Source organism: Dehalococcoidia bacterium, assembly GCA_041653995.1.
Taxonomy (GTDB): Bacteria; Chloroflexota; Dehalococcoidia; order GIF9; family UBA5629; genus CAIMUM01.
The window spans coordinates 1-12,206 of the sequence record JBAZEK010000004.1; the positions used below are offsets into that span (position 1 = coordinate 1).

Annotated in this window: 10 protein-coding genes; all 10 read left to right on the forward strand. The window is 46.4% G+C overall.

Annotation, left to right across the window (positions count from 1 at the left end; translation table 11 throughout):
- Positions 1–1,302: hypothetical protein (locus WC359_10775; protein ID MFA5400915.1), on the forward strand; the 1,302-nt coding region annotated here is incomplete at its 5' end.
- Between the two features lie 240 nt (positions 1,303–1,542).
- Positions 1,543–3,027, forward strand: a complete 1,485-nt coding sequence (locus WC359_10780; GenBank protein MFA5400916.1) for a flippase — start codon at positions 1,543–1,545, stop codon at positions 3,025–3,027.
- A gap of 192 nt (positions 3,028–3,219) precedes the next feature.
- Positions 3,220–4,449: a hypothetical protein gene (locus WC359_10785; protein MFA5400917.1), complete on the forward strand. Its 1,230-nt coding sequence runs from the start codon at positions 3,220–3,222 to the stop codon at positions 4,447–4,449.
- Entirely contained in the window at positions 4,450–5,592 is a 1,143-nt protein-coding gene (locus WC359_10790; protein MFA5400918.1) for a glycosyltransferase family 4 protein, read from the forward strand.
- Positions 5,592–7,562, forward strand: a complete 1,971-nt coding sequence (asnB, locus tag WC359_10795) for an asparagine synthase (glutamine-hydrolyzing) (protein MFA5400919.1) — start codon at positions 5,592–5,594, stop codon at positions 7,560–7,562. The genes WC359_10790 and asnB overlap by 1 nt, the downstream gene beginning before the upstream one ends.
- Before the next feature lie 51 nt (positions 7,563–7,613).
- The gene (locus WC359_10800; protein MFA5400920.1) at positions 7,614–8,243 is read left to right on the forward strand and encodes a PIG-L deacetylase family protein; all 630 of its coding nucleotides are present in this window, start codon (positions 7,614–7,616) and stop codon (positions 8,241–8,243) included.
- Positions 8,244–8,288: 45 nt separating this feature from the next.
- Complete coding sequence (locus WC359_10805; GenBank protein MFA5400921.1) at positions 8,289–9,212, forward strand: LpxD N-terminal domain-containing protein; 924 nt, start codon at positions 8,289–8,291, stop codon at positions 9,210–9,212.
- A 55-nt stretch (positions 9,213–9,267) separates the two neighbouring features.
- Entirely contained in the window at positions 9,268–9,870 is a 603-nt protein-coding gene (locus tag WC359_10810) for a hypothetical protein (protein MFA5400922.1), read from the forward strand.
- Between the two features lie 420 nt (positions 9,871–10,290).
- On the forward strand, positions 10,291–11,529 hold the full coding sequence (locus tag WC359_10815) for a glycosyltransferase family 4 protein (protein MFA5400923.1): 1,239 nt from the start codon (positions 10,291–10,293) through the stop codon (positions 11,527–11,529).
- Positions 11,513–12,148, forward strand: coding sequence for a GNAT family N-acetyltransferase (locus WC359_10820; GenBank protein ID MFA5400924.1), 636 nt, complete (start codon positions 11,513–11,515; stop codon positions 12,146–12,148). Before WC359_10815 ends, WC359_10820 begins: the two co-directional genes overlap by 17 nt.
- Positions 12,149–12,206: the final 58 nt, after the last annotated feature.

A 12,206-nucleotide genomic window follows, 5' to 3' on the forward strand; every position in this document is an offset into this window, starting at 1 on the left:
ATGACCGGCTTCCCCAATGACGGCACCGCCTATTACTGGAGGACCAGGGCCGGCAACGCCGCCGGCTGGGGTCCCTGGAACACAACCCCTCGCAGCTTCACCAACGGCACAGCCGCAGCTCCTGCCACTTCTCCTGCCATGTCATCCCCATCCAACGGCACCAATGTTTCCAGCACCTCCGTCAACTTCTCCTGGGGAACGGTATCCGGCGCCACCAAATACCAGGTGCAGGTCAGCACACAGTCCAATTTTGCCAGTGTCTACAGACACAATGGAACCACCAATACTTCCTACAACATGACCGGCTTTCCCAATAACGGCACTGTCTACTACTGGAGAACAAGGGCCGGCAATGCCGCTGGCTGGGGACCCTGGAACACAACCCCTCGCAGCTTCACCAACGGCACAGCCGCAGCTCCTGCCACTTCTCCTGCCATGTCATCCCCATCCAACGGCGCCAATGTTTCCAGCGCCTCCGTCAACTTCTCCTGGGGAACGGTATCCGGCGCCACAAAATACCAGGTTCAGGTCAGCACACAGTCCAATTTTGCCAGTGTCTACAGACACAATGGAACCACCAATACTTCCTACAACATGACCGGCTTTCCCAATAACGGCACTGTCTACTCCTGGAGAACAAGGGCCGGCAATGCCGCTGGCTGGGGACCCTGGAACACAACCCCTCGCAGCTTCACCAACGGCACAGCCGCAGCTCCTGCCACTTCTCCTGCCATGTCATCCCCATCCAACGGCACCAATGTTTCCAGCGCCTCCGTCAACTTCTCCTGGGGAACGGTATCCGGCGCCACCAAATACCAGGTGCAGGTCAGCACACAGTCCAATTTCTCCACCCTCTACAGATACAATGGAACCACCGCCACCTCCTTCACTATGAACAAATTCCCCAACGACGGCACGGTCTATTACTGGAGGACCAGGGCCGGCAACGCCGCCGCCTGGGGCCCATGGAACACAACCCCTCGCAGCTTCACCAACGGCACTGCCTCAGCTCCTGCTACATCTCCCTCCATGTCCTCCCCGGCCAACGGCGCCTATGTTCCCAGCACCTCCATCACCTTCTCCTGGGGAACGGTCTCCGGCGCCTCAAAATACCAGGTGCAGGTCAGCACACAGTCCAACTTCGCCACCATCTACAGACACAACGGAACCACCGCCACCTCCTTCACTATGAACAGATTCCCCAACGACGGTACCGTCTACTACTGGAGGACCAGGGCCGGCAACGCCACCGTCTGGGGCCCATGGAACACAACCCCTCGCAGCTTCACCAACGGCCCGTAAACATATTCTGAAGCAGCGGAAGCAGAATAGACCGACGATTGATTTAGTCAGTCCGATAATCATATTATTAACCACCCCGGAAAGCCGGACCAAGTTCCCGCAGATCCTGATAATCGTTCCCCCACTTTTAATGCGCAGTCGCGTTAAAATAAGCTATAATAGGGCGTTGGTACAAGAGCTCACCCCATATTCACAACCTCCGTTATTTCCTGTTGCAATTAACAGCCTGTGACAACAACCATGAGCGATATGCGCCTTGAAGGTTATACCGAGTACGCAAGAGACGTGGGCTTCGTGGTGATGGCGCAGGTGCTGGTAGCACTGCTTAATTTTGCACGATTACCAATTCTGACCAAATGGCTTGGCGCTTCACTTTATGGCACCTGGTCTATTATCTGGGTAACCATTACTTTAATCACGTCAGTAGCTTCCCTGGGTCTGGGTATGGCAATGGTTCGTTTCATAGCCGCAGAAAGGGACAGGTCAAAGATAAGTGAAGCTTATTTATCGATAATGTTGACCATCATGGCCTCCGGGATATCTTTATCCCTGCTGCTGGCCCTATTTGTGTCGTTCAGCGATCTTCCCGTTCTCGGAGACATCAACAACTCAAATACTATAGTTCTGGCGTCTTTTATGGTGCTGACCCAGGCGCTCGGCAATATAAGCATTGCCTACTTCCGCACCTTCAGGCAAATGCTGCGCTATGCCATATTTATGGTGGTCCGCGCCGCTGGTCAGGTCGGTTTGATGCTTTGCTTTATGCTTGCGGGCTGGCAGCTAACAGGCGCAGTAATAGCAGTTCTTATCAGTGATGTCCTGTGCTTTACCGCTGCCTTCATTATTACCTTGAAGCAAACGGGTTTCCAATTCCCCAAATTTACCGGGATATGGACATATCTAAGGTACGGATTGCCACTGGTTCCGGCCACCGTTACCTTATGGATCATCAACTCCAGCGATCGCTATATTATCGGCTACTTTATGGATGTTAAAAATGTGGGAATATATTCCGCTATTTACACCATAGCCAATATAATTTCTCTTTTTCTGGGACCGGCGAATGCACTACTTCTTCCCACGGTCTCAAAATCATATGACGATGGTGACACAGCCAGCACAAAGAATTATTTTAAATTCACCCTGAAATACACACTATTGCTGAGTGTACCTGCTGCCTTTGGCATGTCTGTACTGGCAGCGCCGTTAATCCGGATATTGACAAGCACAGAATTCATGTCCGGTAGTACGGTGTTGCCTTTCATAGCTTCAGGATTGGTTATTTTCGAACTCTACTCAATTGGTAATCATATTTTTTACCTGGTAAAGAAGACCCACTGGATTCTCTGGCTGCTAATCATCACTGCGGTGCTAAATGTAGCCCTTACCCTTCTTCTGGTTCCGCTATGGGGCATTATAGGTGCCGGAATAGCCAGTTTGATAGCATATGCAGTTACGGGAATACTGACCATCATCATCGGTTTCAGGTATTTCAAGTTCGATCTTAGTTACTCCTTCATCGTAAAAAGTATTTTCGCATCAGTGGTCATGTCACTTGTTATCTGGCTTCTGCATCCATATAGTATTCTGCAGGTAATCATGGCAATTATCATTGGCGCTTTCATATACTTAATTCTTATCTGGCTAATGAGAAGCTTCTCCCGCAATGAACTGAGTTTATTTAAAGATGTGGCTTCAAGATTTATAATAGGGAAACAGCAGTAGGGCAAACGCTGGATTAGAATACTGAAAAAACGTATAGTTCATATGGACGCGGCAGAAACCGGACAATTTCAAAAAGGAAACCTGCATTTACGGTTAAAGAAAAGCACGTTGTGGCCTTTGTTAACCGTTTTTCTTTACAAAGCCGCACTTGACTTAGCGTATTATTTTGTGATTTCCGATATCTGGCGCTATATGGGGTTTACTCTGGCGCCCGACATTTCAAAGTTTATTGAATCATACATTCTGCTCTTTATCCTTTTTGTCGCTGCACCCAAGTCACTGAACAAATTATCCACTATATTCGTATGGCTGTTGATGCTGCTATCATACGTACCCATGCTAACGTATTTCGCCCTGGCAAATGGGGATAGACTATATATTTATGCCGTATCTTTCTTCTGGTTGATAACCATATTCATTGTCCGGCTGCCGGTACCCGGTATACGGCTGCGCCCGATAAGACAATCTACAATAATCATGTATTTATTATTTATCTGCTTCGGCTTAACTACCCTTTATTTGATCTGGCAATACCTTGGTTTATCCTTGAAGTTCGATCTCACGGGTGTTTATGATATAAGATCTGCATACAAGCAGGCACAGATACCCATGGCCGGCTATTTATTCAGCTGGATGGCCAAAGTTATCAATCCTGTATTGTTCGCCATATTTATCCTTAAAAAGAAATGGGCCCCGGCAGCGCTGACCGTGCTGCTTCAACTACTGCTTTATTCCGCCACGGGCCACAAGACATATTTTTATATTTTGCCTTTCGTCCTTGTTCTGATGTGGATAGTCACCCGCAAAAATGCTTTATCTAACATAAATATCATGTTAACCGGCATCATCGCGATAGGCATACTGGCCTACTGGTGGACAGGGCATATATGGATATCATCACTCATTACCAATAGAACTTTATTACTTCCGGCCCAGATATCTTTCGACTATTACGATTTTTTCTCACATAACGAGCTTGTATATCTTTCGGACAGCAGACTGGGATTCTTCGCTGACTATCCCTACGAGCTTCCACCACCTTACCTGATAGGTAAAATCTACTTCGGCAATCCAAATACCAGTGCAAATACAGGTATATACGGCGACGCATACATGAATTTTGGCTTCGCAGGCCTTGCGATATACAGCATCATATTAGGCATCATTTTCAAAATAGTGGACCTTTGCTCAAGGCGATTGGATTTGAGACTTGGAGTGGCTGCAATAGCTGCATCCACGATCAGCCTCACAAACGGTGCACTGACAACAGCTTTTTTGACCGGAGGCCTGTGGCTGGTTATTGTAATGCTTTATTTTCTGCCGAAGAGCGGCCCAGATTCAGCACCCAAAAAAGAGGCGCGGGCGGCATGTGAAGCTTCGATTGAATCCGGGCGGAGATTAATCTTCAAGGATCGTCTATAAATGAAAAAGGTTTGCATACTGACTTCAGTCCATTCACCCTTTGATCACCGTATATTCTTCAAGCAGGCCAGGTGCCTGCAAAAGGCAGGTTATAAGCTGACAATCATAGCCCAGCACAATGGGAATGAGCTTGTTGATGATATAGAACTGGTTGCCCTTCCAAGAGCAAGAAACAGGATCCAAAGGATAACAGGAACATGGCGCGTTTTTAAGCTGGCACTCAGACAAAAAGCCGATATATATCACTTCCATGATCCGGAATTATTGTTTTGGGGGTGGTTACTTCAAATACTCAGTGGTAAACCGGTAATTTACGACGTGCACGAGAATTATGCAGAAACCCTGCTTTTACGTGACTGGCTTCCGAAATACCTGCGAAAATCCGTAGCCTGGATATTCACCAGAACTGAAAGAATATTTGCCGGCAGACTTGCCGCCATTATAACGGTCTCAGAGCCGATGACTAAAAGATTTGCCGGTTTCCAGACGGTTTGCACTGCTGTACATAACTTCCCTGACTTAAATGTTTCGAAATCATATGAAAAATATGGACCATCTGCTGAAAATGATCAATACTCATTGATCTATACCGGCAATATGACCAGGGAAATGGGATTCCCAATTATATTGGATACACTTACTTTGCTGTCCCAACGCCAACCTGCTGTAACCTGCCTTATATTGGCTAAATCCGACAATATGGAATGGCTAAACAATAATCAGAGAGAAACAATGAAGGAATTAGTGGCAGCTGGTACACTGAAGATCCTGGAGCGTGTACCACATAATGAAGTATTCAAATATATCAGGCTTTCCAGTATAGGCTGGAGGCCTGGCCCGCCATTTCAGGAGGGCATCAGTACAAAAACCCTTGAATATATGGCCTGTGGAATACCGGTTGTGTCCTCCGATGTTTCAATTATTTCCCGCATCATCCGGGAATCTGAATGTGGCATCCTGGTAGATCCATATAATGCTAAAGAGCATGCTCATGCAATCCTGCATCTGCTTGATCACCCTGAGGAAGCCCGACACATGGGTGAAAACGGTAGAAAGGCAGTAATGCAAAAGTATAATTGGGAGATTGAAGAAAAAAAATTGTTGGATGTATATAATAGATGTCTCTCCAGAGGAGCCGGTTGATGTGTGGCATTGTCGGCATTATCGATTTTAAATCTACTGGTATCAGGACGAATGATCTGGTCAGAATGGCTAACGCTATTTCTCATAGAGGACCGGATGACGAGGGTTATGTGCTGGCCAATTTCAGTACAGGGGAACATATTTCGGCTATGGGAAAGGAAACTCACACTGATGTCCTTAGCTCGGACTTTGTGTACACACCCCGCTCGGACATAAGTGATATACCCGGGCTGTATAACCTTGGCTTCGGACACCGCAGGCTCTCAATTATTGATGTTTCTCCTGCAGGGCATCAACCGATGTGCAATGATACGGGTGACATCTGGATAATACACAATGGTGAAATCTACAACTATATTGAGTTAAGAAACGAGCTGAGAGCGAAAGGGCATCATTTTAAATCCAACAGCGATACAGAGGTCATTCTCAGAGCTTATATGGAATGGGGGCCGGACTGCCTGTGCAAATTTAACGGTATGTGGGCATTCGCCATCTGGGACTCTGTAAAAAAGGAACTATTTTGCGCGCGCGACCGTCTGGGTATTAAACCATTTTACTATTATTTCGATAGTCACATATTTGCTTTTTCCTCTGAGATCAAGGGGCTTCTTCAATTAAGTATACAAGCAGAACCAAATAGTGAGCTTATCTATGATTTCTTAAAGGTTGGTATACTCGACCACACTGACAGCAGTTTTTTTAATAAAATAAAAAAACTACCTCAGTCCCATTACCTCAAAGTTACCCGGGTTGGTAACCTCAGCCTGCACAAATACTGGCATATTGACGTATCAAACGAGGTAAAAAACGAGCGTAGCGATGAAGAATACGCCAAGGATTTTTATGACCTCTTCGTTGATTCAGTTAAAATACGGCTGAGAAGTGACGTGCCGATAGGTTCATGCCTCAGCGGTGGCCTCGACTCTTCCTCGGTGGTCATGACAGCTAATAATCTGCTTTTCCCCTCTGATAAAAAATCAGTATCAGCAAAGCAAAAAACTTTCTCTGCCTGCTTCGAGGACAAAAGATTCGACGAGAGATACTATATAGAGAAGGTGCTTGATGCAACAGGCGCTGAGGCTAATTACGTTTTCCCTACTGCAAGTGGATTCTCATCAACGCTTGACAACCTTTTATGGCATCAGGAAGAGCCATTCCCTGGAAGCGGTATATACGCCCAGTGGGAGGTGATGAAAACGGCAGCGAATAGGGGCGTAAAGGTCATACTGGATGGACAGGGTAGCGACGAACAGCTGGCCGGTTATCTAAAGTTCTACGTTTTCTACCTGGTGCAGCTTTTAAAAGACGGGATATACTGCACGGGGCTATCAGAAACCCTGCACTTTCTGTCGTCCCCGGCTATGATAAACAGGCTCAGCTTAAAAGGTGGCCTGAGATATATGAACTTCGGCAAGAATATGCTTGGCATAGAGAATCTGCTACGCAAGTCATTCCTTGATAGGTTCAATGACAGAACAACTGATATCAGATACAAGAACAATCTGGGAGTAAGGCTGAAGAATGATTTGCTTGAGTTCAGTCTACCTGTTCTGCTTAGATACGAAGATAAGAATTCCATGGCTCACGCCGTCGAGGCAAGGCTCCCCTTTCTTGACTACAGGCTAGTTGAAAAGCTGGCATCCATGCCCCTAAATCAGAAGATGCGCGGTGGCTGGACCAAGTATGTGCTCAGAAACGCCATGAGAGGTGTACTCCCCGAGGAGATCAGATTAAGAAAAAGCAAGCTGGGATTCACCACTCCTAAAGATTTATGGTACAGGACTACTTTGAGCAAGGGAATGAATGATGCTTTCATGACACCTTTATTTGTCGGGGAATACGTTGATATAAATAGGGTACAAAAGGCATTTCATCAATATATATCCGGTAAATCCATATACCAGAGTGAGTACTTCTTTCGGTTCTATATACTGGAGCTATGGGGAAGAAAGTTCGTTTTGGGAAATTAAAGAGTTTGGATTATCAAATTATATTTAGAAGAATCAATTTCGGGAGGCACAATGCATTGCAGATTTTTGGTTCTCGCACCCCATACCGATGATGGTGAATTTGGCTGTGGTGGTTCTATAAACAGGTGGGTAACCGAAGGTAATGAGGTATATTATGTTGCTTTCTCGTCAGCCAAGAAATCAGTGCCTAAGGGCATGCCTAAAGATATACTGGAGAAAGAGGTCCGCGCGGCCACAAAGGTTCTGGGTATTTCACCGCAGAATTTGATCCTGCTTAATTACCCGGTGAGGGAATTCCCAAGCTACAGGCAAAAAATACTGGAGGACATGATTCGCCTGGGAAATGAGCTCAGGCCTGAAATGGTGTTGCTTCCATCTACAAACGATACACACCAGGATCATCAAACAGTATCACAGGAGGGTTTCCGCGCCTTTAAGAAGATTTCCATAATTGGTTATGAGATGCCATACAACAATTTGAACTTCAGCAGCAGCCTTTTTATGGTGCTCCAGTCAAAGCATGTTCGAAAAAAGACAGAAGCGCTGAAGTGCTACAGGTCACAGGCCGACAGAGCCTACGCCACACCGGATTTCATAACCGGCCTGGCCAGGGTCAGGGGCACTCAGATCGGCGTCAAGTATGCCGAATCATTCGAAGTGATACGCTGGGTGATAACATGAAAAGAGCTATCGGAGAGAATATTTCTTTACACAAAGAGGTGGGTTATGCCATCGCAGCATAAGATTAGCGTGAACGAACTCGTTAATTCCATGGCTATGCAGCATAAAATTCTGGGCAGGCAGGATAGCACCGTGACAGATGTATCACGCATTGATGATGCAGATAGCCAGTGTGTAACGTTCTGCAACAAAAAAGGTAATGACGGCCTGCAAATGGTGCGCAATACGCAGGCCGGGATTGTTATCTGCCATGATAGCTTTGAGTTCACCGGCGACGATTTCAAGCAAAAGACGCTTATATTAGTCCCTAATCCCAGATTGGCAATTTCTAGAATAATACAAGTTCACTTCACATCAAAAATAAAGCCGGGAATTTCACCCGGCTCAACGATCGATAAAGAAGCCAAGATACATCCCTCTGTCCACATAGGACCAAACTCATATATAGGGAATTGCCGGATAGGTGAAGGCACAGTGATTCATGGCAACGTATACATTTATCCGGGTACAAAAATCGGGAAAAACGTCACTATCCAGGCCGGTGTGGTAATCGGAGCCGAGGGAATGGGTTTCGAGAGAATTGAACAGGGCGAATTGGAAAAGTTTCCCCAGCTTGGCGGCGTTGTAATCGAGGATGATGTGGAGATAGGCTCAAACGCCAGCATAATGCGGGGCGCCATGGGCGATACAATTATCGGGCGAGGGACAAAAATAGGCCATCTGTGCAACGTGGGGCATAGCGCCGTCATTGGAAAGTATTGCTTGATTATATCTATGAGTATGCTGGGAGGCAGCAGCCGTATAGGTGACTATTCTCAGGTCTCATTCGGCGCCTGTATCAGAAACAAAGTCGTTATAGGTGAAAGTGTAATTGTTGGAATGGGTGCCGTGGTAACCGAGAACGTAGCCGATGGGAAGATCGTATTTGGTGTGCCTGCAAAGATCAAAGGTGATACAGCAGGCAGATAACTGTATAATGATATGCCGCTGAAAGAAATGCAAAATGAACCCAAGGAGGTAAGTGATGAGCAATATCCACGATTCGTTTATTCACGGTACTAATTTTAAATACGGATTCAATGTCATTATTGAGAAAGACGTGATTGTCGGTGATAATGTTACACTGGGCCATAATGTCACCTTGAAAAGCGGCACACGGGTGATGAACGATGTTGAAATAGCCGATTATGTTATGACGACGGGTATCTGTATAATCGGAAATGGTGTCGGCATTCGAACTGCAGCCTGCATATCGCGATCCGTCATAATCAATGATAATGCCTTCATCGGTCCCGGAATCATGACGAACCATACTAAAAACGTGATGCATAAGCGAAATTTAAAGGAAGTGCAGCTCATAACTAACATCGGTTACGGAGCAGTAATAGGCAGCATGGCATCACTTATCGCCGGACTCACAATTGGCGACAACATTGTGATCGCTGCGGGATCCAATGTTATTAGGGACGTAGTGGAACCAGGAATTTACGGCGGTAATCCGGTGCGTAAATTGAAGGATATTGATCCATCCTACGTTTTAAAAAAGCCAGCCAATTATAAAAACTATGAATTCGACCAGGATATGTTGAAGAAATATTTGCCAAAATGGATAGGCTTCGGTAAGTAAAATTGCATATCCCCTAAATATCAGCTGACAGGATCCATTTTTTGAATGAATTGAAATGCTATTAAATGAGTATTGATTATTCCCAATAAATCGCATTGAGCATATGAATCCTGATGCAAGTTCTGTCCCACTTACCATGCGATATATATCGCATGGTAAACAGGCAGCTCGATATATACTTTTTTAAACAGCCTGACTGCCGGCTAACATTATTACTCTGTTGCCCCATAGAATCATTTGCACGACTATTCTTCTTGTATAACATAGTGGTGCTGGATAGAATAGAGATAAGCGGACAGAGAAATGCCCTAACCTGTCAGCAAAGATCGCAATTAGAAAGAGGCCCATTGACACCGTCAACCGGTATCCTGAAAATGTAAGACACGAAGGTTAACCATATAAATCATCATGTATATCTGGATGCTTAACCACTACGCTACACCTCCGGATACCCCCGGAAGCACCAGAAATTATGATTTTGCCAGGGAGCTTGTCAAACTGGGGCACAGGGTCTCCATCCTCGCTTCAAGCTTCAACCACCGCACTATGCGAGAGGAAAGAAACATCGGTAAACAAGGCTATTACGCGGAAAAGGTAAATGGAGTGGACTTCATCTGGCTGAAGACCTCGCCGCGCTACAGTCGCAACGACTGGCGTCGTGTGCTGAACATGATAAGTTACGCTGCCCGTGTTATTTCTCTGGGACTTAAACCTCGTGAAAAACCTGATGTTATACTGGCTACATGGCCACATCCATTCGTTGGTCTAGCCGGGTGGTTTCTCGCAAAATCGAAAAAAGTGTCGTTTATTCTTCAAATCCACGACCTGTGGCCGAAGAATCTCGTGGAAATTGGCGGCTACAGCAGCAGAAGCCCTTCAGTAAAGCTGATCGGTATTCTGGAAAAGTTCCTCTGCGACCGTGCCAGCAGGATAATTGTCCTCATGCCCAAAGGCGCGGAGTATCTGGCAACGCTGGGCATTCCAGACCATAAAATCGTATATATACCCAACGGGGTAAGCCCTGAATTGTTTTCAAACACCTCTGCCGGGCTGCCCGAAGAGATATCCGAACTTGTATCCGACGTAAAATCAAAGGGAAAGCTACTGATAATATATGCCGGTGCACATGGAATAGCGAACTCACTGAATACAATAGTGGAAGCAGCCGGGCTGATCAAGGCAAAAGGAATTGATAAGGTACATTTCTTACTGGTTGGCGATGGGCCCGAAAAGAGCATATTAGCCAATGAAGCACATGCATTGGGATTGGATAATATCAGCTTTTGCGGTCCGGTCCCCAAATACATCATGCCTGCGCTGCTGAATATGACTGACATTGCTGTAAAACCGGGGAGAAAGTCAGGATTAGGAGATTATGGTGTCAGCCCGAATAAACTATATGATTACATGGCCAGTGCCAAACCAATAGTCTGGAGCACAAATTCGGTCAATAATCCTGTAGAAGATGCAGGATGCGGATTGTCTTTTCCTCCGGAGGATGCCCAAGCCATGGCACAGGCTATTGTAAAGCTGTGCAATATGAGCCAGGAGGAGCGCCAGGAAATGGGCAAACGGGGCTACGACTACGTGATGAAATACCATTCCGTGCCTGTCCTGGCGGAAAAGCTGCTGGATGTAATAAATGAAAGTCCGTATTGAAAATTTACACCATCCGCCGGGATCCCAGATACGGGATATGCTACCGGACGATGTCACCGCAGCCGCAGAGATTCACCTGCGAAGTTTCCCAGGCTTCTTTCTGTCCTTTTTAGGCCCCTCCTTCCTCAAAGAGTTCTACCGCAACATGGTCGATTCACCGTTCGGTGTAGCTATCGTGGTATGCTGCCAAAATGAGGTCGCTGGCCTGGCCTGCGGAAGCTACAAGATATCGGCATTTTACAGGGACTTTATAAAAACACGGTGGCTGAATCTTTCACTCGCTGCATTGCCCTCTGTTGTGAAAAAACCTTCCACAGCAGTGCGCCTGATGCGGGCTATAATCACCAGACCCGGGTTCGATAAAGATATTAGTATACCTGGTGAGCTATCCTCCATCGCCGTCGATCCGGAGTGGGAAGGCAGGGGACTGGGACGGGCCCTGCTCACAGCTTTCCTGCAGAGAATGAAGTCATCGGGCTGTACTGAAATGACACTGGACACGGACCGCGATAATAATGAGAGAGTCAACGCTTTTTACCTGCGCAATGGATTCACGCTGGCAGGCACTGACAGGACGCCCGAAGGCCGGTGGATGAACAGGTACATCATAAAACTGTGAAATGAAATCCTCAACTGGATATGAGATATTATTAATGCAGATGATAGAAAAAGTGATA